Here is a 22,412-nt window from a genome sequence, read left to right as displayed (position 1 = left end):
TTCGCCGCATCGGTTTCACGCCGTCTGGGCGGTCGACGCCACCTCCGATTCAAGGTCGGCGAGGCGATAACCGGCCGAATGGATGGTGTGTAACAGGGGCCGCGCGAAGGGTTTGTCGATAACCCGGCGCAGGTTGTACAGATGCGAGCGCAAGGTGTCCGAATCTGGCAGCGTGTCGCCCCAGATCTCGCGTTCGATATCGCGGCGGCTGACCACCCGCGGCGACTCGCGCATCAGGATCGCCAGCAGCTTCAGGCCGATCGGCGAAACCACCAGCTCCTGGCCTTCGCGGGTCAGCCGCAAGGTGGCGGTGTCCAGCGTCATGTCGCCCACGGTAAGCACCTCGGTGGACACCTGGCGGCGATCGCGGCGGATCAGCGCACGCAGACGCGCTTCCAGTTCACGCACCTCGAAGGGCTTCACCAGATAGTCATCGGCGCCTGCCTCGAGGCCTGCCAGCTTGTCCTCCAGCGTATCGCGCGCGGTCAGCATCAGCACCGGCGTGGATTTCTTGGCCTCCCGGCGCAGCTTGCGACAGACCTCCAGCCCGTCGAGACCGGGCAGCATCAGGTCCAGCACGATCACGTCGTAGCTGTTCGACACGGCCAGGTGCAGGCCGCTGACGCCATCGGCGGCATAGTCGACCGAGTAGCCACGCCGCTCCAGGAACTCGCCGACCATTTCGGCTATCTGGCGATTGTCCTCGACCAGAAGAATCAGTCCCGCTTGCTCGTCATGCATCGTCATGTCGTCCCACCTCCATTCACTTCACATATGTGAAGAGATAAACGGTTGCGGAGTGATGGTCGCGTGAAATCAGCCACCGGTGGTTCAGAACAGGTTCGGGTTGGCGCTCAATGCAGCAGCGGCCGCAACTGTCGCCAGACCGTGTCGAACACCTTCGGCTCCGCACTGGCCACCGGATGCAGGCCATCGTCCTGCATCATCGCGGGGTCGAGCGCGATGCCATCGAGCAGGAACGGCACCAGGGCGACGTGCCGGGTACGCGCCAGCTCTGCATAGACCGCCCGCAGGCCGTCGCGATACTGCGGGCCGTAGTTCACCGGCAGCTCGATGCCCAGCAGCAGCACGCGCACCTTCGCCTGCTGCGCCATGTCCAGCATGGCCGCCAGGTTGTCGCGCAGGGCCGGCAGCGGCAGCCCCTGCAGGCCGTCGTTGGCACCCAGCTCCAGCACCAGCACCGCCGGGTGGTACTTCGCGAGCAATGCCGGCAGGCGGTGGCGCCCGCTCAGCGACGTCTCACCGCTGATGCTGGCATTGACCACGGTCCACTTCGGCACCATGTTGCCCACACGCGCATCCAGCAGATGCACCCAGCCGGACTCGATCGGGATGTTGTGCGCGGCGGACAGCGAATCACCCAGCACCAGTACGGTCTTGTCCAGCATGGTTTTCGGCGTCGCCGCCTGCGCGCTGCCGATGCCGAACAGAAGTACCCACAACCAAAGGCATCGACGCATGAGTGATTCTTCCAGTCCACTTCTCGAGGCCTGCGATGTTAGCAAGTCGGTCAGCGGTCCCGAGGGTAGGCTCGACATCCTGCGCAACGTCAGCCTGCAGATCCGCACCGGCGAGAGCTTCGCCATCGTCGGCGCCTCCGGCTCCGGCAAGACCACCCTGCTCGGCCTGTTGGCCGGACTGGACACGCCGAGCGGCGGCGGCATCCAGCTGGATGGTCATGCACTGGAGCAGCTGGACGAGGAGGCGCGGGCGGACCTGCGCCGGCGGCTGGTCGGCTTCGTGTTCCAGTCGTTCCACCTGCTGCCGGCCCTCACCGCCGAGGAAAACGTGATGCTGCCGCTGGAGCTGGAAGGCAGCAGTGCGGCCCGGCAACGCGCACGCGAAGCGCTGGAAGCGGTCGGGCTGACCCCGCGGCGGCGGCACTACCCGGCCCAGTTGTCCGGTGGCGAACAACAGCGCGTGGCGATCGCTCGCGCTTTCGTGCACGGCCCGCGCGTGCTGTTCGCGGATGAGCCCACCGGCAATCTCGACCAGCGCACCGGCCACCACATCTGCGACCTGCTGTTTGCGCTGAACCGCGATCACCGCACCACCCTGGTACTGGTGACCCACGACGCGACGCTGGCCGCACGCTGCGATCGGCGGATCGAGCTGGAGGAAGGCTGCACCGTGCTGTCCGGCACGAGCGCACACGCATGAGACTTCTCCTGCTTGCCCTGCGCAGCCTGCGCCGTGAATGGCACCTGCCGGAACTGCGCACGCTGGCCACCTCGCTGGTGCTGGCGGTGGTCGCGCTCGGCGTGGTCGCCACCCTGGCGACGCGGATCGAGCGCGGCATGCTGGCCAGCGCCGCCGAACTGATCGGCGGCGACATCGGCGTGTCGTCGCCACAGACCGTACCGGAAGCCTTTCTTGTCGAGGCCCGTCGGCGCGGCCTGCAGAGCACGCGCACGGCGAGCTTCCCCAGCGTGGCGTTCGCCCATCAGCAGAGCCAGTTGCTCGACGTGCAGGCCAGTGATCCGCGCTATCCGCTGCGCGGCACGCTGGAGCTGGCCGATGCAGCAGGACACTCCTACAACGGTCACGCGCCGACCATTGGCCAGGTCTATCTCGACCATCGCGCGCTGGTCGCGCTGAATCTCAAGGTCGGTCAGCCGTTGCAGCTGGGCGGCCGTGAACTGACGATTGCCGCCGAGCTGCTGCGCCAGCCCGACGGCGGCGAACTGCTTGCGCTGGCACCACGCGCGCTGATGAGCCTGGTCGATGCCGAACAGGCCGGGCTGCTCGGCGTCGGCAGCCGTGCCCGCCACCGCCTGCTGCTGGCGGGCGAGCCAACGGCGGTGCAGAGCTGGCGCGACTGGGCGCAGTCGACCACCCTGCCGCAGGGGGCCGAACTGATCACCCCGGAGCAGACCCAGGAGCGCATGCGCAGCGCATTCGATCGCGCTGGCGCGTTCCTGCGCCTTACCGCACTGCTGTCGGCATTGCTGGCCGGTGTGGCCATCGCGCTCTCCGCACAGCGCTACGCGCGGCGCAAGACAGCTGAAGTCGCCCTGCTGCGCGCGCTCGGCACGTCACGCCGACGCGTGCTGGGACTGCTGCTCGGTACGCTCGGCGCGCTCGCCCTGCCCGCTGCCGCTCTCGGCCTGTTGTTGGCGCTTGGGCTGTCACAGCTGGCGTGGCTGTTCGCCAGCCAGCTGTTCAGCAGTGTGCCGACCGTGCTGCCGCTGGCACCGTCATTCGCCGCCGCCGCGATGGGTATCGCCGTACTCGCCGGCTTTGCATTGCCGCCGCTGGTGCGCCTGGCGGACGTGCCGCCGGTGGCAGTGTTCCGCCAGAGCATGGCGGCGCGCGCGCGGCGCTTCGACGCGCTGTACCTGATTCCGGTACTGGTCGCGCTGGGCCTCATCTGGAGCCAGAGCGATTCGCTCAAGCTGGCCGGCATCCTCGCCGCGAGCCTGTCCGGCGTGGCGGTGGTGGCCGCACTGCTGGCCGCGCTGCTGCTGTGGCTGGCACGCCGCATCGCACCCGGCGCGCATCCAGCGCTGCGACTCGGGCTTGCCGCGCTGGCGCGGCGACGCACGCTGAGCCTGATCCAGGCCACTGCGCTCAGCCTGGGGCTGTGCGCCCTGCTGCTGCTCGCGATCGTTGCACCCGCGCTGTTGCAGGGCTGGCGGCAGGAGCTGCCGGCGGATACACCGAACTGGTTCGCGCTGAACCTTCAGGACGACCAGCGCGCCGGTTTCGAGCAGACCCTGGCCCGCATCGGTGGCGACAAACTCAACATGATGCCGCTGGCCGTCGGCAAGCTCACCGCGATCAACGGTCGGCCGATCGACAAACTGCGCTTTGCCGATGAACGGGCCAAGGACTGGACCGATCGCCAGCTGCGATTGTCATGGTCCGATGAATTGCCGCCCTCGAATCAGCTGGTCGCCGGGCAATGGGGCGGAGCACACCCGGCGCAGGCCGAGGTCTCGATCGACACGATGTGGCGCGACATGCTTGCGCTGAAGGTAGGCGACACGCTGAGCTTCAACGTCGGCGAAGGCAGCCTCGATGCCCGCGTCGGCAGCATTCGCAAGGTCGACTGGAGTTCGTTCCGAGTCAACTTCTTCCTGCTGCTCGATCCGGCGCATGCCAGCAGCCTGCCGCATACCTGGCTGGCCAGTTTCCATCTGCCGCGTGGCCATGCCGTGCAACTGGCGCAGTTGTCACGCGACTACAGCAACCTCAGCCTGGTCGATGTCGACTCACTGCTCGACCGCGTGCGTGAAATCGTTGATCGCGTCGGCAACGCCGTGCGCTGGATCCTCGGCTTCAGCCTGCTCGCCGGCGCCCTGGTGCTGGCCGCCGCACTCGCCGCCAGCGCGGCCGAGCGACGGCATGAAGCCGCCTTGCTGCGCACGCTCGGTGCACGCCGCAATCAATTGCGCATCGCCGCCGCCTGCGAATTCGCCCTGCTCGGCCTGATCGCCGGTCTGACCGCCGCGTTCGGTGCCGCCGGCGCAGGACTGTGGCTGGGCCATGCGGTATTTCACATCGATGGCTTCGTGCCACCGCTGTGGCCGCTTGCGTCCGCCGCCCTTGGCGCCGCGTTCATCGTCATGCTGCTGGGACTGGCCGGGACACGGAAGGTGACGCGGACTTCGCCGATGCGTTTGTTGCGCGAAGGCTGAGCGGCAGCCAAGATCACGGCATCCTGCACACTGACGGAGCCTCCATGTATACGCTCTACTACTCCCCCGGCACCGCGAGCATGGTGGTGCATCTGGCACTGCTGGAGATCGGTGCGCCGCATGAATTGCGACTGGTCGATGTCGATAGCGGTGCGCAGCGCGACCCGGCCTATCTGAAGCTCAACCCGCGCGGCGTGGTACCGACCCTGGTGATCGACGGCCGACCGTTGTCGGAATCGGCAGCCTTGTTGATGGTGCTGGCCGACCGCCATCCGGAAGCGAAACTGGCACCGGCACCGGGTACGCCCGAACACGCGGCGTGGCAGCAGTGGATCGTCTATCTCAGCAACACGCTGATGTCGATATACCGCTTCTGGTTCTACCCGTCGGAACTGGGTGCGACCGAACATGCCCCGGAAGTGCGTGCCGCCCTGCAACGCAAGATCGAAGGCGTATGGGATTTGCTGGATGCGCAACTCGCTGCGCATGGCCCCTATCTGCTCGGCCAGGAATTCTCGGGTGTCGACCTGCTGTTGACCATGCTGATGCGCTGGTCACGCAACATGCCGCGCACGGCGACCGGGTGGCCCGCGCTGAAGCGGCTGGCCGACCTGGTACGTGCACGGCCAAGCTGGCAGAAGCTGTACGAGATTGAAGGACTCAGCGAGTGGTGATGCGCTTCTCGGCCGGACGCTGACGGATGAGTATGGCGAAGGCCTCGTCTGCAACGCGATCATGGTGGGTGCAAAAACTGCAGGCCGAATGGTTGTTGCTGCTGTTCACCGCACTGACGATCGCACTGGCCGTGTTCGACCCGCAGCCGCTGGTGAAGTACCGGCACTGGTTGCAGTTGCCGACCTTGGCCGGCCTGATGGGACTGCTGATCGCCATCCAGGGCATCCGCGATAGCGGACTGGTGCAGCATGCCTCGGCCGCGGTTGTGGCACGGGCGCATTCACTGCGCAGCCTTGGCCTGCTGCTGGTAACGGCGACGGCGATGCTGTCGATGGTGCTGACCAACGACGTGAGCTTGTTCCTGATCGTTCCGCTGACACTGGCGATCGGCGGCATATCGAATCTGCCGGTGCGACGCATGGTGGTGCTGGAGGCACTGGCGGTGAACGCAGGCTCCACGCTGAGCCCGATCGGCAACCCGCAGAACCTGTTGTTGTGGCAACACTCGTCTATGCCGTTCCTGCATTTCACCGTGGCCATGTTACCGGCCGCCACCGTGATGTTTGCCCTGCTGGCAGCCTTCACCCTGCTGTGGCTGCCACGCGACCGGATCGAATTGACGCCGGATCGGATCGACGGCCAGGTGACTTCGGGACGGCTCGGTGCGTGCTCGATCGCGGCACTGGCAGGGATGGTGGTGCTGATGGAATACCGCCACGCACCACTGGGTGCCGCTCTGCTGCTGGTGTTGTTCGCGCTGCTGGCGCGCTCGAGCCTGGCGCGGATCGACTGGCTGCTGTTGCTGACATTCGCCGCGATCTTCCTGGGACTCGGACATTTCGCCGAGCTGCCGCTGGTGCACCTCACACTGGACCGGCTCGATTTCAGCCAGCCGCTGACCTTGTATCTCAGCGGCATCCTCGCCTCGCAGCTGATCAGCAATGTACCGTCAACGGTATTGCTGCTCGACCGGACTCCCGACGCGATCGCGCTGGCAGTCGCGGTGAACGTGGGTGGCTTCGGCCTGGCCATCGGCTCACTGGCAAACCTGATCGCGCTGCGCCTGGCAAAACAGCCACAAGGATTGCGGCTGTTTCACCTCGTATCGGTGCCCTTCCTGCTGGTGAGTGCACCGCTGGTCTATCTGGCCTGGCGCTGGCTGGGCTGAACCGCCTGCCTCAATCGTCGTCCTTCGGCACGCTGACCTTGCCCTTGACGCCGCTGTGGCTGACGTCGCCGCTGCCCTTCGCGCCGAGGCTGAAATCGCCAGCGACATCGCTCACGGTAAGGTCGCCGGAACCCAGCGTATCTGCACGCACACTGCCATTGATCTTGCGCAACACCACATCGCCCGAACCGATGCTGCCGACCTTGGCGTCGCCGGCGATACCGGTGGCCTTGAAGTCACCCGAACCGACCGAACCCAGTTCCAGGCTACCGATATCGGTGGCATCGACATCGCCGGAACCCACGCTGGTGGCGAATCTGCCGGATACCTTGCGGACGTGCAGATCACCCGAGCCGACGGTGCTTTGCAACTGCTGCAGGCCGCTGACATCGGCGTCGCCCGAACCTACGCTGACCGTCACCGGCAGGCCGGTCGGCAGTTGCACGGTGACATCGAGGTTCGCGTAGGAGCTGCCGAACAGGTTGAAACTGATGTGATTCTCGCCACCAATGTCGAGCAGCAGCTGATCGCCTTCGCGCCGCTGGGTGATCTGCAACCCATCCAGCAACGTCTTGTCCGAGGCGCAGGCGCGGCCTGTCAGGGCCAGGCCTTTGATACTGTCGCTGCCCGTCAGGTGCAGGTTCTGGTTGTGCACCCCGATCTGAACAGCACGAACCCCGGTCAGGTCGAGCTGGAGATTGCGCGGCGCCTCGTATTTGCACGAGGTCGCGGCGAACGCAGCGAACGGGGTCAGCAACAGGGCTGCGGTAAAAAGACGACGCATGGTGACTCTCCTGAGGATGGGCAACAGGCATGGGATGCGGCCGACGGCAAAAGGGTTGCAAGCATGACGAAGGTCGCTCCGCTGCGAGCCGCGCGATGGTCGGGGCCACCCCTCCGTGTCAAGGCTCGCGCTCGAATGCCTTGGCACGCTGCCACAGCTGCTCCTGTTCGGAGAGCGTACGCTCTCCGAACGCGCTGCCTTCATCGGCCGCCAACTGTTCCATCTGGCGAAAACGCCGCTCGAATTTCGCGTTGGCATGACGCAGGGCACGCGAGAAATCGACCCTGGCATGGCGTGCCAGATTCACCATCACGAACAGCACGTCGCCGATTTCATCTTCCAGTCGTGCCGGGTCCGCGCCATTCGCGAACTCGGCACGCACCTCGTCCACTTCCTCGGCCAGCTTGGCCAGCACCGGCTGTGGATCGGACCAGTCGAAACCCGTGCTGGCTGCACGCTGCTGCAGCTTCAACGCACGCTTCCATTCCGGCAATCCCGATGAAATGCCGGCCAGTGCGCTGGTATCGGCCGGCTCGCCCTTGCTGCTGCGTTCGGCCGTCTTGATGTCTTCCCACGCCTGTTTCTGTGCCTCGACATCGGCATAGCGCACGTCGCCAAACACATGCGGATGGCGCCGTCGCATCTTGCGGCTGATTGCATCGGCGACATCGGCAAAGTCGAACAGCCCCGCCTCCTGCGCCATCCGTGCGTGGAACACCACCTGCAGCAGCAGATCGCCCAGCTCATCGCGCAGATCGGGCCAGTCCCGGCGATCGATCGCGTCGGCCACCTCGTAGGCTTCCTCGATGGTGTAGGGCGCGATCGAGGCGAAGTCCTGCTGCACGTCCCACGGGCAACCGTCTTGCGGATCGCGCAGGCGCGCCATGATGGCGAGCAGGTCGTCCAGGCTGTAGCGCTGGTCGTCGGTCACCGGGTCATTCACAGCCGGCAGCGTGCAATCGGGCAGCCCAGTCGACCGAAGGGTCACCCACGGCGATGAATTCGGGATTGAGCAGCGACTCGCCTCGGTTATAGCGGAACGCTCGCCCCTGCAGATCCATCACCGCGCCACCGGCTTCCTGCAGCACGCATTGCGCCGCCGCAGTATCCCACTCGCTGGTGGGACCGAGGCGCAGATAGACGTCCGCTTCGCCACGCGCAATCAGGCAGAATTTCAGCGAGGAGCCGAGCGGTACCAGTTGATGGTCGGCGCCCAGCAGGGCCTGCAGCATGCTGTCCTGCAGGCTGCCATGCGAGCGGCTGCCGGCAAGTACCGGCGGCTGCGCCAGCTCACGGACCTGGATGCGCTGCCAGTCGCCACCCGCATGCTTTTGCAGCCATGCACCACGCCCTTGTTCGGCCACGTACAGTTCGCCGGTCACCGGCGCCAATACCGCGCCCAGCACGGACTGGCAGTCGTCGATCAGCGCGATGTTGACGGTGAACTCGCCGTTGCGCTTCACGAATTCGCGGGTGCCGTCCAGCGGATCGACCAGCCAGTAACGCGACCAGTGCTTGCGTTCCGACCAGGCCAGCGCCTTGGCCTCTTCCGACAACACCGGCAACACCGGATCGAGCGCCGCCAGAGCGGCCATGATGACCTGCTGCGCAGCGAGATCCGCGGCAGTCAGCGGCGAGGCGTCCGCCTTGGTCTGCACCGCGAAATCGCTGTGGTAGATCGCCAGGATCGCTTCGCCGGCGGCACGGGCGATCTCGCCAATCTGGCGGGCAAATGCGGGAACCGTACTCATGCGCGCTGAAAGCGTCCCGCGAGATATTCGCGGGCCATGAACAGCGCGGCGATCGAGCGCCCTTCGGTCACGTCATCGCGAGCGAGCAGGGTATGCAGTTCGGACATCTTCCACGGCACCACATCGAGTTCCTCGGGTTCATCACCGACCAACCGCTCGGGATACAGGTCCTGCGCCAGCACCACATGCGCCATGTGCGTCATGTACGAGGGTGACAGCGACAGGTTGTGCAGGATTTTCAGTCGGCGCGCACCGTAGCCGATCTCTTCCTTCAGCTCGCGCTCGGCGCCCTGCTCGGCGGTCTCGTCCTGGTCCAGCCGGCCCTTCGGCAGGCCGAGTTCATAACGGCCGACGCCGGCGCCGTATTCGCGCACCAGCAGTACGGTCTCGTCATCGAGCATCGGCACGATGATCACCGCGCCCAGGCCGCCGCCCTTCAGCCGCTCGTAAGTGCGGCGTTCGCCGTTGGAAAACTCCAGGTCGAGCTGCTCGACATGCAGGAAGTGGCTGTCGGCGACGTCACGCGTGGCGTGAATGATCGGTGGTTTGCGCATCCGGCCATTCTAGCGCGGCGGCCGGCTCGACGCAGGCACTCAAGGCGCATTGCCGGTGTCTCTGCGTAGCCGTCGCAGCGCCTGTTGGTGGATCGCCGGTGTACCCGCCAGCACGCTGCGCGTGTCCAACGTCAACGGCGCGCCCTCCAGATCGGTGAATACACCGCCAGCCTCGCGCACGATCACCGCCAGTGCAGCGATGTCGAGGATGTTGACGTCCGATTCAATCACCAGATCCAGCGAACCGCGCGCCAGCAGGTGGTAATGACAGAAATCGCCGTAGCCACGGATGCGATTGCTGTCGCGGATCAGCGCGCCCAGTGCGTTCCAGCACGTATCGGCGGTCAGCGTCTTGATATTGCCGGTGGAAACCGATGCCTCATCGATCGCATGGGTATCCGCCACGCGCACGCGCTCGCCATCGAGCCATGCACCGCCAGCCCTGCTGGCCCACATCGTTTCGCCATAGATCGGTGCACTGGATACACCGAGCACCAGTTCGTCGCCATCCATCAAGGCAATCTGGGTGGAAAAGAACGGCGTACGCCGCACGAAGCTCTTGGTGCCGTCGAGCGGATCGACCAGCCACAGCAGGCCCCCACGATCGCCTTCAAGCCCGAATTCCTCGCCATAGATCGCCGCCTGCGGCAACGCCGCCTGCAGGATCTGGCGGATCGCACGTTCGGCCTCGCGGTCGGCGACGGTCACCGGCGTTGCATCCGGCTTTATCTCTACTTCAACGCCGCGGCGCCAGTAGTGGCGGATCACTTCAGCGGCAGCGGCAGCCGCTTCGCGCGCGGCGGTCAATGCCGACACGGCCATCTCGGAATTCATGGTGGTTTCGTGCCCTGGTGGGTGGCAGTCGTACCGGGCAAGGTGCCCGCCAGTCCGCCACTGTGCTGGATATGTATCTTGCCATCGGCGTCCGGCTGCCCCAGCCCGGCCAGCCAATGACGCAATACCGGATCAGTCTGTCGCGCGCGCAACGTGGCGTCCAGTCGCCAGCCGAGCGGACTCAGCTGCAACTGGCCCTCGACCTGCAACGGACCCTGCTCATCATCATGCCATTGCGCCTGTATCACACCATTCTGCGCCTGCGCCTGCCCCCGCAGATCACCCAGGGCAACATTGCCATTTCTCGTGTGCATGACGGCATGCTGCCATTGCATCTGCGCCTGCAATTGCAACGGCCAGCCACCTTGCAAGATGGCATGCTCGACGGTCAGTTGCAGTTCACCGCGCGGCTGCCCCAGCGGCAGATTGACGTGGGCCGGCCATGTCGCAAGTACGGCATGCAGGTTCACTCCGCGCCATTCGACCCGTTGTTCGGGCAACCGCTGCATCTCGCCGGAAAAATCGAGTTGTGGCCCCTGAAAATCCAGTCGGGCCTGCGCCTGTCCGAGCAGCGCCCACCGTGACAGCTTCCATTGCAGCCGCCCCAACGGGCGACCATCCGCAGCCAGCACCTGCCCGGCCCGGCCATCCCACAGCGAGCCCTGCAACTGTTGCAGGCGCAAGCCGTGCAGTTGCGGCTCGATCCACGGCAGCACCCAGCGCACGGGCAGAAACCACAGCAGCAACGCCGCCACAAGCATCAGCACACCAAGGCCAAGCAGGCATTTTCGCAGGCACTTCAAACGTCGATTCCCGGAATGATCCCATGCAGGCTTGAGCGCCCACCGCGGAGCACCGATGATAGCCGGATGACCACCTTCACAAGCAGCAATGCCGCGCTCGCCACGCGCGACCTGAAACATCTGTGGCATCCCTGTACGCAGATGCATGATCACGAAAGCGTGCCGATGGTGCCGATCGTGCGCGGCGAAGGTGCGTGGCTGATCGATGCCGATGGCAGGCGCTATCTGGACGGCATCAGCTCGTGGTGGACCAACCTGTTCGGTCATGCCAATCCGCGCATCGCCGCCGCACTGGCGGACCAGGCACAACGGCTGGAACACGTGATCTTTGCCGGTTTCACCCATGAGCCGGCGATCGAGCTGGCCGAGGAACTGGTGCGCATCACACCGCCCGGGCTGGATCGCGTGTTCTATGCCGACAACGGCTCGGCAGCGATCGAAGTGGCGCTGAAGATGAGCTTCCACTACTGGCTCAATCAGGGTCACGGCGAGAAGACCCGCTTCATCGCGCTCACCGGCAGCTACCACGGCGAGACGCTGGGCGCGCTGTCGGTCAGTGACGTGGCTTTGTACCGCAAGACCTACGCGCCGCTGCTGCTGACGCCCTTCCTGGCGCCCTCGCCAGACGCCTATGAAGGCGAGACTGGCGAGTCACCCGAGCAAACCGCCACACGTCGTCTCGGCGAACTGCGTGCGTTGCTCGAACACCATGCGCACGAGACCTGCGCAGTGATCGTCGAGCCCCTGGTGCAATGTGCCGGCGGCATGCGCATGTATCACCCCGGTTACCTGAGCGGTCTGCGTGCGCTGTGCAACGAGTTCGCCGTGCATTTCATCGCCGACGAGATCGCGGTCGGCTTTGGTCGTACCGGCACGCTGTTCGCCTGCGAGCAGGCTGGCGTGTCACCGGATTTCATGTGCCTGTCGAAGGGACTTACCGGGGGCTTCCTGCCGCTGTCAGCCGTGCTCACCACCAGCCGGATCTACGAAGCGTTCTACGCGGAATACAGTGCAGGCAAGGCCTTCCTGCATTCCCACAGTTACACCGGCAATCCGCTGGCCTGCCGGGTGGCGCTGGAGACGCTGGCGATCTTCCGTGACGAACCGGTGCTTGAACGCAACCGCACGCTCGCCATGCATCTGGCACGCCGCCTGGAACCGTTGCGCGATCGCCCGCATGTTGCCGACATACGCCAGACCGGCCTGATCGCTGCCATCGAACTGGTCGCCGACAAGGCCGGCCGGCGTCCGTTTCCGGCGATGGAGCGACGCGGCCTGCGCGTCTACCTGCATGGACTTCAGCATGGCGTGCTGCTGCGCCCGCTCGGTGATGTGGTGTATTTCATGCCGCCCTATGTCGTCAGCGAGGCCGAGATCGACCTGCTGGTGGACGTGGCGATTGCCGGCATCGAACGTGCGTTGACGGACTGAACCACCGCCTCACTGAAACATTGCTTCAATGAATGGACGGATCGAGCATGCGCAGTGCCTGGGCGTTATTGATCTGGCCGGTGTTCAGCAGATCCTGCCGTGAATAGCTGCGCCCGGACACACCCTGCAGGCATTGCCCTTTCTTCGCCGGAATCAGGCTGCCGGTATTGCGGATGCACTGACGGTCACCCGGCTTGATCACCTGATGATCCTGGGTGGTATTGGCTTGGCTGGAAGGCGTCTCGTCACCCGGGTTGGTCACCCGAGGGGACACGCTCTGGGCGACAGCCAGTGCGCTGACGCCGAGGCTGACGGCCAGTGCGAGCGAAATGACAATTGTCTTGAGCATGGCGTACACCTCGTTGGTACCTGCATGAGTGCCTCCTCATCCTCCCCCGATCACCGCCGGCAAGCAAGCCGGGCCGTGCGGGCATCTCGCCGGCATTCAGCTCGGCGACTGGCCGCTGCGGCTTGAACGCCTGCACCCGGTCGCCTCCGTTATGCTTGTGTTTTTGCATGATCGCGACGCACGCATGCGCACCATCCGCATCCATGTCACCCTCCCGCTTGCCGTCAATGCCGAACTGGCGTTGCCGGCACAGGCCGCCGAGCACGTAGCGCGCGTGCTGCGCCTTGTCGCGGGCGATCCGTTGACCCTGTTCAATGGCGACGGCAGCGATTACCCGGCCACCATCCAGGCCGTCGGCAAGCGCGAAGTCGTGGCGCGGGTGGATGCGCGGCAAATTCTCGCCAACGAATCCCCCCTGCCGCTGACCTTGGCACAGGGCGTCGCCCGCGGCGAGAAAATGGATCTGATCGTGCAGAAGGCCACCGAGCTCGGTGTGGCGCGCATCGTGCCGTTGCTGACCGAGCGTTCGGAGGTGAAGCTGGATGCCGCTCGTGCGGAAAAGCGGCTGGCGCACTGGCGTGCGGTGGCTGCCAGTGCCTGCGAGCAGAGCGGCCGTGCACGATTGCCCGAGATCACGCCAGCGCTGTCGCTGCCGACGTGGCTGGATAGCCTGGCCGAGGATGGTGCACTGCGCCTGGCCCTGCTGCCGGAAGCCACGCGCACATCCCGCGAACTGCGCTTCGCCGCGGCCGGTGGCTTGCTGGTCGTGGGCCCGGAAGGTGGCTTGGGTGAACGCGATATCAGCGTGTTGACGGCTGCCGGTTTCGATGGACTGCGACTGGGCCCGCGCATCCTGCGCACGGAAACCGCCGGATTAGCTGCTCTGGCCGCGCTGCAGGCATTGCACGGCGACGGCTAGGCCTTCGCCGATCCGCTTTCAGCCTTCGCTTTCGGATGACCCGGACGGTTCGCCGGATTCCACCAATTCAGCGGCATCCGCCTTGTCGAGCAGACGGAGCAATTCGGCCTCGATCCATTCCAGATCGGGGATCATCGCAACGTCATCCCGCACGAGCACCTGCGCGCGCACACCCGCCGGCAGCTCGCTGCCGTCATGGGTGGGAATGATCAGCTCGGCGTTCAACGTGGTCAGGCGCGGGAAGCCCTGGGTCAATACGGCGATGAACGGCAGTTTGGGATTGCCGCCGAGCGCTTTCAGCACGGCCACGCGCACGCTCAGTTCGGCATCGCCCTCTTCCGTGCCGGCCAGTTGCGTGAACGATACCAGCGGCACTCGCCAGCCACGCCAGGCGATGCGCCCGAGCAACCAGTGCGGCGCATCGGCCACCGGCTCGGGTTTGCTCTGGGTAATCACCTCGGCAATGGTGGCATTGGGCAGCAGCAGACGCTGGTTGCCTACCGGCACCAGCACGCAGCGAATTTCACGCGGCAGCGGATCACTCATGGAAATACCTCGATCAGGTGCGTCGCCAGCTCAGGCGGCGTACCGGAAAAACTGACCAGTCGTTCGGCGAAGATGCCGCTGACCATATCGGCGAAATGCTCGCCGGACGACGACTCTACCCATACTTGGCCGCCGCGATCATGGATTGCCTGCGAACCGGCAACGGCATCGTTCGCTCGACCCGCGAACACGATCGCTACCGCGTCGCGACCGAACGCATTTGCCGCCATGGTGAAACTGGCGTCGATCGACGGGCCTTGCGGCTGGTCCGAGACGATCGTCTGCAACTCGATCCTGCCGTCCCGGCGCAGCTGCACCTGTTGCCCTGCCGGCACCACCAGCACCTCGCCCTGTGCAGCGCGGGTACCCTGCACGGCCAGCCGCACCGGCAGCGGGCAATGCGCCGTCAGCCGCTCCACCAGCGCCGCGTCCGACTGCTGCTCGGCCAGATGCTGGGTATGCAGGAAGGTCAATCGCGAGCTTGCGGGCAACGCAGCGAGGAAACTGCAGACGGAATCCACACCGCTGATCGCAGCCCCCAGCAGCACGAGCCGGCTCAAGGCGCCCCCCAGTTCATCGAGGACCATCTCATGGTCATGTACATGCACGTACTGTTTCGGGGCGATCGCTTCCTCGATCGACACCAGTTCGAGGCTCATCACCGGCTCGATCTCTGGCGCAACCGACTCGACATCCGGCGCGAGGAAATCGGCAGCACTCAACTTCTCGATGCCGAATGCAGCGGCATCGGGCCTGGCAGACTCGGCGGGCAGCGCGTCGTCATCCAGCAACGCCCAGCTGTCAGGTGCACTGACCACCGCTGCTTCCGTCCCGGCGTGAACGGGTTCATCCGCCAAAGTCGATATCGTCATCACCGGCAGATCGGTCTGCGATACAAGCCGCAAATGATCGACCCGGCTGGCCGCCGGCAGCTCGGCGTATGCTGCGGCAACCGCGGATGACGCGTCGTGGTAGCTCGCAGGCACCTCCGCTGCAGCCATCGGCATGCCGAAATTGCCGTCGTGCAACGGCGGCAGCTCCTCGTCACCGGTGAAGCGCAGGCCGGGACCGGATGCATCCTCGTCACCAGCCGGCAGTTCATCGGAAGCCAGCAAGGCCTCCAGTTCCGCCGCGAGGCTTTCCGACTCGGCACTGGCTACCTTCTCGTGCTGATCATCCAGGCCGGCATGTGGCAGGAAATCCGGCTCAGGCAACGCCGGTTCGTGTTCAGGTCCGGCAACTGGTGCGGATTCTTCAACCTCGGCAGCCCATGGTGCGACCGGCGCTTCCGCCGCAACTTCGACCGGAGCTTCAGCCGGAGCCGTCGTGATGGGAGCCGTCGCAATGAGTGCGGATTCGACCGGCTCGACTTGCGACGGTGTCTCGATGCTGCGGGCATCCTCCGGGCGCGGCGGATCGATGTCGCCTGCCGCCAGCACCTTGACCGCCAGATGCCGCGCCCAGCGTGCGCGATCCCAGCCGACCAGCTTGCGGCTGGCCTGTGCATCGTTGAACACCACCCGCGGCCGGTCACCATCGATCAGCTCATACAGGTGATCGAGTGCATCGTCGGCGCTGTCGTCCAGGTTGACCACCAGTACGTCGGCACCGACCTGATGCAACAGCGTCCGGTCGAGACTGGAAACGCCACCCTCGTGGACAATCCGTGCGCCACGTTCATGCAAGGCTTCACGCAACTGGCCACCCAGTTCGGTATCGTCGAACAGCAGGGCGACCGCCGGCGTCGTATTAGTCATGGACCGGCTCCGCCGCCCGCTGCTCCAGCACCTCGTTGATCTGCACCAGCAGCTCGGCTTCCTGATAAGGCTTGCCGAGATAGCGATCGACGCCGATATCGAACGCCCGCTGGCGATGCTTGTCGCCGCTGCGCGAGGTGATCATGATGATCGGCACGTTGCGCAGCCGCGGATCGGCCTTCATGTGGGTGGCCAGCTCGTAGCCGTCCATGCGCGGCATCTCGATATCGAGCAGCATCAGGTCAGGTACGCGCTCGTGCAGTTTCTCCACTGCATCGACGCCATCCTTCGCCGTACTGACCTCGTATTCGTGACGTTCCAGCACACGGCTGGTGACCTTGCGCATGGTGATCGAATCGTCCACCACCATCACCAGCGGACGTACCCGGACTTCCTCGATCACCGGCGCCTGCACCGCGCTGAGACCGTCGGAAAGACGCTGGATGCGGCGCGTGATGCCATGGCGAACCAGCGGTGCCAGATCCAGAATGATCAGCACCGAACCGTCGCCCATGATCGTGGCGCCGAGCAGGCCGGGCACCGAACTGATCTGCGGACCCACCGACTTGACCACGATTTCACGCGAGCCGAGCACGGCGTCGATGCGGATCGCGGCGCGCAGATCACCGGCTCGGGTGAGCAGCAGCGGCTGCTGCTCACCTTCGGCCGGCAGCCCGGGCGGCAAGCCCAGCAACTCGGCCAGATCGTGGATGCCATAAGCCTCGTTGCCATACTGGAACGACGGCTCCTCCTCGGCCAGCAGCGTCGCCAGATCGTCCGGGTTGACCCGCGCCACGCCCTGTACCGAGGTCATCGGAATCGCGAAGGTCGCTTCGCCGATGCGCACCAGGATGGCCTGGGTCACGGCGAGCGTGAACGGCAGGCGCAGGACGAAGGTGCTGCCCTTGCCTTCTTCCGAATCGATCGATAGCGAACCGCCGAGCTGCTTGATCTCGTTCGCCACCACGTCCATGCCGACGCCGCGGCCGGCCAACTGGGTGACCTTGCTGGCGGTCGAGAAGCCTGGCTGGGTGATCAGCGAGAGCAGCTGGTTGTCGGTCGGCTTGATGTCGGCACGCAGCAGGCCGCGTTCGATGCCGCGCTTGCGGATCGCCTCGCGGTTCAGCCCGCGGCCGTCATCGCTGACCCGGATCACCACCTCGGTGGCCTCGCGGGCGACCTGAATATGCACCGAGCCTTCGGCCGGCTTGCCCGCCTTGCGGCGTTCGGCCGGGGTCTCGATGCCATGCGCAATCGCGTTGCGCAGCATGTGCTCGAACGGCGCCTTGATGCGATCGAGCAGGTTGCGATCCATTTCGCCGTGCGCACCATCCACGTAGAGCTGGGCACTCTTGCCCTGCTCCTGTGCGGCCTGTCGCAGCGTACGGCGCAGGTTCGGCACCATCGTGTCGAACGGCAGCATGCGCGTGCGCAGCAGGCCGTCCTGCAGTTCGGTGCTGACGCGCGACTGCTGGATCAGCAGGGTCTCGGCCTGTCGGGTCAGTTCGTCCAGCATGCTCTGGATCGACACCAGATCGGAGACCGACTCGGCCAGTGCGCGCGAATACTGCTGCAGCTGCGAATAACGGTCGAGCTCGAGCGGATCGAATGCCGCCAGGCCAGCTTCGCGGTGCTCGCGCTGGAAGCGCGCGATGATCTGCGCCTCGGTCTCGATCTCCAGCATGCGCAGCTGGCTGCGCAGACGCGCCACGGTCTGTTCCAGCTCGACCAGGTTGAAGCGGTAGCCCGCCACCTGCTGTTCGAGGCGCGAGCGGTAGATCGCCACTTCGCCTGCGTGGTTGACCAGGTTGTCGAGCAGGTCGGCGCGGACGCGGATCTGTTCCTGCGGAGAACGAACCTCTTCCTCCTCTTCCGGCAACAGCTCGGGCAGTTCCAGGCCTTCCAGCGAGCTCGGCACCACCGGAACCGGTGCAGCCCGCGCTGGCGCCGGCGTCAGGGTGGGCATGACGGTGGTCGCCAGCGCCCCGTCGTCGGCCAGGGCATGCTCGCCGGCCATGCCCAGCAAACGATCGATCGTGGCCTGCGGGTACTCGGGCGTCTGGCCCTGCGATACCTGCTGGGTCAGCGCATGCAGCTGATCGAAACTCGCCTCCAGCGCGGCAATCAGCGGGCCGGTCTTTTCCGCGTCACGAATCGGCTTCTCGAGCAGGGTCTCGATCGCGTGGGTGAGGTCACCCACCGACGACAACCCGGCAATCCGCGCACCGCCCTTGAGCGTATGCAGGTCGCGCTGCAGCTCTGCCACATGAGCCAGCTCGGCCGGTTCGGCATGCCAGTGAGCAAGCACGCCATCGGCGTGATCGAGGATTTCGCGCGCCTCGTCGATGAACACTTCCAGCAGGTCGGCGTCGATCAGGCCGGATCCCGCCAGGGCATAGGCCGACTCTTGCGCCGGCTCGGCACCGGCCTCCACGGCATCGGAACTGTCGGCTGCATGCGCGGCAGCAGCGTGCGCCGCCTGTTCGGCAGCATGTTTCTCGACGGCCAATCGTTCGGCCTTGAGCTTCTCGGCTTCGGCCTTTTCTGCCGCCGCCTGCTCTACCGCTGCTTGTTCGGCAGCATGCTTCTCGGCAGCCAACCGTTCGGCTTCAAGCTTCTCCGCTTCGACCTTTTCTGCCGCCTGTTCAGCAGCATGCTTCTCGGCGGCCAGGCGCTCGGCCTCAAGCTTCTCGCCTTCGATCTTTTCCGCCGCTGCCTGCTCGGCAGCGTGCTTCTCGGCGGCCAACCGTTCCGCCTCGATCTTCTCGGCTGCAGCCTGCTCTGCCGCACGCTTCTCGACTTCTGCCTGCCTGGCTTCTTCCGCCGCCTTCTCAGCGGCAGCGTGTTCGACAGCAGCTACGCCCGGTTCGAACGCGCCCAGGGCGGCGACCAGTTCGGCAGCAAGCTCGGCATGGCGCGCGTCGTCCGGATGAATCTCCGCCGGTCGACCGGCATCCGACGACGTCCCGGTGCTTGCCTCATCCGATGGCTCGGCGACGAGCTTGCCCGTGCTGCCATCCAGCGCGGCTGTCGTTGCCTCCTCGTCCTCGCCGGCATGCGCCGGGGCAGCGATTTCCGCTGATGGCTCCAGCTCGCCCGGATGCGGTTCGAACACCACATGTGCCACCTGCGATTCGGGATAGCGGTCACGCATGGCGATGATCTGTGCCGTCAGCGCATCCACGTTGGGCAGGTGCGGCTCGGCCACATCGAACTGGCCCATCACGTGATCGACCACGTCGACCGACTGGCCGAGCAGGTTCACACCATCGACCGACAGCGGCAGATTGGCCGCACGCAGGCGCTTGAACAACCCTTCCAGCGGTGACAGCAGCTGGGTCAGCAACGGAATGTCGACCATCGCGATGGCACCATGCAACGTATGCACGGCACGCAGCAGTTCTTCGCCGATCGGCAACTCGTTGCCGCCACGCTGGATGGCTGCGCGAATGGTCTGCAGGTATTGCGCGACCTCGCTGCGCAGGATCTCCAGCAGCACCGGATCGACCGGCGGCATCACCGGCAAGGCAATGCCGGACGCCGGCTCGGTGACCGCATGTTCGGCACCGATGCTGTGGGCATCGGTCACGCCCGCTTCCGGCACGGCCTGCACTGCTTCATCGAGACGCGGCACGCGCCGACGCACCACGCGCCGCACCATTTCGGTGGCGGACGAGGTGTAATCCTCCACGCGCGCCGGCTGGCCCGCGGCCACTTGCTCGGCTGCCTTCATGATGGCGCTTAGCGGTGCCGTCGGTGCACCGTCACCCTTGAGCGCTGCCAGCAACTGGGGCAACGCGTCGATGGCATGGCGCACCACGGCCTGCACACCTTCGTGTGGCTGGATCGTGTTGTCCAGCACCCGGTTGAGCATGTCCTCCACTTTCCACGCAAACTCGCCGAGCACACCGGCACCGACCAGCCGGCCGGAGCCCTTGAGCGTATGGAACGAGCGGCGGATGCCGATCAGCGACGAAATCTGGGCCGGATCGGCGAGCCAGGCGCTCTCGGCACTGCGCAGGTTGTCGATCTCCTCCTGCATTTCCTCCAGGAAGATCTCGCGGATATCGTCGTCGATACCTTCCGCGTTCGCGTTGAAGTGGGTGTTGGCTGCCAGCGCATCGCTGACCGGCACCTGTTCGAAAACCTCTTCCTCGATGTCGATCCAGTCGCCATCCTGCCGGTCCGACGCGTCTCCCTCCAGCACGGCTGGCGCGGTCGCCTCGGTCTGTGCCAGTCGCAGTCCGTCCAGATTGTGGACAGGGGCGTCATGCGGCACGGATTGGCCGATGAACAGATGACCCAGATCGTCGCCGGGGAGCAGGCTGACGGATTCGGAGAGTTCCGGATGCTCCTCGTGGCCGAAGGCGTGATCGGTGTCTGCCTTCGCCACAGCTGCGACAACCGTCGCCGCTGCCGGCTCACGCACCGCCGGCAGCGGCCAGTAGCCGAGCAGGCCAAGGCTGTGTTCGGCCACGTCGAGGATGTGTTCCAGGCCGCCGCGATGTTCACGCGCGGCCTCCAGGTAATACTCCAGCGCCGCGAGCGCATCGGCCAGATGATCCATCTGCGCCCCACTGGGCACGCGCCGATCCTCCAGCAATTCGTAGCCGACGAAACGGCCCACGCCTTCCGCCAGTTCTGCCGTGCGCGTGGCGGACAGCATGCGCATGGCACCGGCCACCTCGTCCATCAGGGCCGGTGTGCCGGCCAGACGGTCGTGCTCCCAGCCGGACTCGACAAAGGCAACGATCGCGTCCTTCATCTTGCTGGTATTGCTGATCGCTTCCTGCATCAGGGTCGTGACGACGCCCAATGCTTCACTGCGCGGCAACCCGTGTGCGGCGACACCGGCAGTCGACTCGTCCTCGGAACCCAGGCTCTCGATGTGATCGTCCAGCGACGCCTCGACATACAACAGGGCACCGGCCACATCGAGCAGGGTGTCTTCGTCGGCCGTACGCAAGCGGTTTGCGATCTCGTCGAGCACCCGTCGCTGTTCATTGACCACGCGGCGCGGCACGGCCAGCGCCAGCATGCCCAGCGTGTCACCGACGCGCTCGAGCACCTCGCCCTGCGCCGCGAGCTGTGCCGGATCGCCGTCCTGCTGGCGCAGGAACAGATCCAGCGCTTCCTTGACGCGCAGCAGGTCATCCTTCAGCGCGCGCGATACCGAATCGAGCAAGGCACGGTTGTGCCCGGACATCGAGCCACGCGCGTGCTCCAGTTCACCGGCACCGGGCAGCAGGCTGTCCAGTGCATAGGTCGTGCGCAGCAGTTCCATCTGCGGGCTGCGCTGCTTGGCCTGGGCCACGATGTAGAGCAGCTTGCAGGCCACCTCGTCCGCTTCGCCGCCGCGCAGGCTGTTTTCGCCCTGTTCGATCAGGAGGCGGATGTTGCGGTCGACCTTGCCGATCAACTGGCGTATTTCACCGGACTGACCCTTGAGCGCGCCCTGCTCCAGGCCTTCCAGCACGCCGGCGGCAATCCACCACAGGCGACGGCCATGCACGTGGTGGCAGCGCGCGGTGATCGCCAGCAGGGTCTTGCGCATGCCGACCAGTTGCTGCGCGGCATTCTGTCCGCGGAACCAGCCCAGCAACTGTTGCTGGAAGCGCAGGCGCAGGTCCACCAGTTCGCCACGATGCGCCTCGGCATATGCCTCGCTCATCGCGGCCGGCGCCTGCTCCGGCAGGAACGCGTCGAGATTGGGGTGGAACATCGCCGATTCGGAGAGCGGCTCCTGCTCGCGGCTGGCACGCAGGTCGTTGAGCAGCGGCAGCAGCACCACCGGCACATCGCGATGGCCGCTGGACAGGCGCTCGAGGTAGTCGGGCAGTTGCATCAGGCCACGCATCAGCGCGGCATAGGCTTCCTCGCGATGGGTGACATGCTCCTGGAGCAGCGCGATGGCGAGCGTTTCCATCTCCGCGGTCACCATCGCCGCGCCATACAGTTCGACCATCCGCAAGGTGCCGTGCACCTGATGCAGATGATCCGCGCAGGTGCGCATGAAGTCGCGCTTGCCCGGATTGTCGACGTAGGACTCCAGGGCCTCGCGGGCGTTCGACAAGGTATCGTCGAGCTCCGGCTTGACCCACTGGAGGGTGGTGAAATCGATGTGGTCTTGAAGTCTCATGCGCCTCTCTCAACGGTTGCGCAACGCAGGCATCACGCAAC

18 protein-coding genes are annotated in these 22,412 nt (G+C 65.6%); 6 read left to right on the top strand and 12 right to left on the bottom strand.

Features of this window, described 5'->3' with window-relative positions; all coding sequences use genetic code 11:
• Positions 1–15 precede the first annotated feature (15 nt).
• Together ACYVKM_RS15755 and ACYVKM_RS15750 are read right to left on the bottom strand one after the other, a co-directional pair.
• Positions 16–747, bottom strand: a complete 732-nt coding sequence (locus tag ACYVKM_RS15755) for a response regulator transcription factor (RefSeq protein WP_460878563.1) — start codon at positions 745–747, stop codon at positions 16–18.
• A 107-nt stretch (positions 748–854) separates the two neighbouring features.
• Positions 855–1,481: an arylesterase gene (locus ACYVKM_RS15750; protein WP_460878562.1), complete on the bottom strand. Its 627-nt coding sequence runs from the start codon at positions 1,479–1,481 to the stop codon at positions 855–857.
• On the opposite strand from ACYVKM_RS15750, the gene ACYVKM_RS15745 reads away from it, so the two are divergent.
• The 4 genes from ACYVKM_RS15745 to ACYVKM_RS15730 all read left to right on the top strand — a co-directional run bounded on the left by ACYVKM_RS15745 (position 1,480) and on the right by ACYVKM_RS15730 (position 6,504).
• A complete protein-coding gene (locus ACYVKM_RS15745) occupies positions 1,480–2,181 on the top strand; it encodes an ABC transporter ATP-binding protein (RefSeq protein ID WP_460878561.1) in 702 nt (233 codons plus the stop codon). The two genes, ACYVKM_RS15750 and ACYVKM_RS15745, sit on opposite strands and share 2 nt — an antisense overlap.
• Positions 2,178–4,661 carry an ABC transporter permease gene (locus ACYVKM_RS15740; protein WP_460878560.1) on the top strand — a complete coding sequence of 828 codons (2,484 nt, stop codon included), beginning with the start codon at positions 2,178–2,180 and terminating at the stop codon, positions 4,659–4,661. Before ACYVKM_RS15745 ends, ACYVKM_RS15740 begins: the two co-directional genes overlap by 4 nt.
• A gap of 44 nt (positions 4,662–4,705) precedes the next feature.
• Positions 4,706–5,335 carry a glutathione S-transferase family protein gene (locus ACYVKM_RS15735; RefSeq protein ID WP_460878559.1) on the top strand — a complete coding sequence of 210 codons (630 nt, stop codon included), beginning with the start codon at positions 4,706–4,708 and terminating at the stop codon, positions 5,333–5,335.
• 77 nt (positions 5,336–5,412) lie between these two features.
• Positions 5,413–6,504: an SLC13 family permease gene (locus ACYVKM_RS15730; protein WP_460878923.1), complete on the top strand. Its 1,092-nt coding sequence runs from the start codon at positions 5,413–5,415 to the stop codon at positions 6,502–6,504.
• A 10-nt stretch (positions 6,505–6,514) separates the two neighbouring features.
• Here the strand turns inward: ACYVKM_RS15730 and ACYVKM_RS15725 are convergent, their stop codons facing one another.
• The 6 genes from ACYVKM_RS15725 to ACYVKM_RS15700 form a co-directional block, all read right to left on the bottom strand.
• Positions 6,515–7,288, bottom strand: a complete 774-nt coding sequence (locus ACYVKM_RS15725; RefSeq protein WP_460878558.1) for a DUF4097 family beta strand repeat-containing protein — start codon at positions 7,286–7,288, stop codon at positions 6,515–6,517.
• A gap of 118 nt (positions 7,289–7,406) precedes the next feature.
• A complete protein-coding gene (gene mazG / locus ACYVKM_RS15720; protein WP_460878557.1) occupies positions 7,407–8,219 on the bottom strand; it encodes a nucleoside triphosphate pyrophosphohydrolase in 813 nt (270 codons plus the stop codon).
• A 4-nt stretch (positions 8,220–8,223) separates the two neighbouring features.
• Entirely contained in the window at positions 8,224–9,039 is an 816-nt protein-coding gene (cysQ, locus tag ACYVKM_RS15715) for a 3'(2'),5'-bisphosphate nucleotidase CysQ (protein ID WP_460878556.1), read from the bottom strand.
• Positions 9,036–9,593 (bottom strand): ADP compounds hydrolase NudE, encoded by a 558-nt coding sequence (gene nudE / locus ACYVKM_RS15710; RefSeq protein WP_460878555.1) that lies wholly within the window; start codon positions 9,591–9,593, stop codon positions 9,036–9,038. Before nudE ends, cysQ begins: the two co-directional genes overlap by 4 nt.
• 39 nt (positions 9,594–9,632) lie before the next feature.
• Complete coding sequence (locus tag ACYVKM_RS15705) at positions 9,633–10,427, bottom strand: inositol monophosphatase family protein (protein ID WP_460878554.1); 795 nt, start codon at positions 10,425–10,427, stop codon at positions 9,633–9,635.
• The gene (locus ACYVKM_RS15700; protein WP_460878553.1) at positions 10,424–11,230 is read right to left on the bottom strand and encodes a type II secretion system protein N; all 807 of its coding nucleotides are present in this window, start codon (positions 11,228–11,230) and stop codon (positions 10,424–10,426) included. Before ACYVKM_RS15700 ends, ACYVKM_RS15705 begins: the two co-directional genes overlap by 4 nt.
• 66 nt (positions 11,231–11,296) lie before the next feature.
• Between ACYVKM_RS15700 and ACYVKM_RS15695 the strand changes: the two genes are divergently transcribed.
• On the top strand, positions 11,297–12,661 hold the full coding sequence (locus tag ACYVKM_RS15695; protein ID WP_460878552.1) for an adenosylmethionine--8-amino-7-oxononanoate transaminase: 1,365 nt from the start codon (positions 11,297–11,299) through the stop codon (positions 12,659–12,661).
• A gap of 25 nt (positions 12,662–12,686) precedes the next feature.
• On the opposite strand, the gene ACYVKM_RS15690 is transcribed toward ACYVKM_RS15695, so the two are convergent.
• Positions 12,687–13,010: a hypothetical protein gene (locus ACYVKM_RS15690; RefSeq protein ID WP_460878551.1), complete on the bottom strand. Its 324-nt coding sequence runs from the start codon at positions 13,008–13,010 to the stop codon at positions 12,687–12,689.
• 184 nt (positions 13,011–13,194) lie between these two features.
• Between ACYVKM_RS15690 and ACYVKM_RS15685 the strand changes: the two genes are divergently transcribed.
• Complete coding sequence (locus tag ACYVKM_RS15685) at positions 13,195–13,929, top strand: 16S rRNA (uracil(1498)-N(3))-methyltransferase (RefSeq protein ID WP_460878550.1); 735 nt, start codon at positions 13,195–13,197, stop codon at positions 13,927–13,929.
• A gap of 18 nt (positions 13,930–13,947) precedes the next feature.
• Here the strand turns inward: ACYVKM_RS15685 and ACYVKM_RS15680 are convergent, their stop codons facing one another.
• Genes ACYVKM_RS15680 through ACYVKM_RS15670 form a run of 3 tightly spaced genes read right to left on the bottom strand, consistent with a single transcriptional unit; the run spans position 13,948 to position 22,371 of the window.
• Positions 13,948–14,475, bottom strand: coding sequence for a chemotaxis protein CheW (locus tag ACYVKM_RS15680; protein WP_460878549.1), 528 nt, complete (start codon positions 14,473–14,475; stop codon positions 13,948–13,950).
• On the bottom strand, positions 14,472–16,232 hold the full coding sequence (locus ACYVKM_RS15675) for a chemotaxis protein CheB (protein ID WP_460878548.1): 1,761 nt from the start codon (positions 16,230–16,232) through the stop codon (positions 14,472–14,474). Before ACYVKM_RS15675 ends, ACYVKM_RS15680 begins: the two co-directional genes overlap by 4 nt.
• Positions 16,225–22,371 (bottom strand): Hpt domain-containing protein, encoded by a 6,147-nt coding sequence (locus ACYVKM_RS15670; protein ID WP_460878547.1) that lies wholly within the window; start codon positions 22,369–22,371, stop codon positions 16,225–16,227. Before ACYVKM_RS15670 ends, ACYVKM_RS15675 begins: the two co-directional genes overlap by 8 nt.
• Positions 22,372–22,412: the final 41 nt, after the last annotated feature.

Source organism: Rhodanobacter koreensis, assembly GCF_054782855.1.
This window is presented reverse-complemented; position numbering and strand designations above follow the sequence as displayed.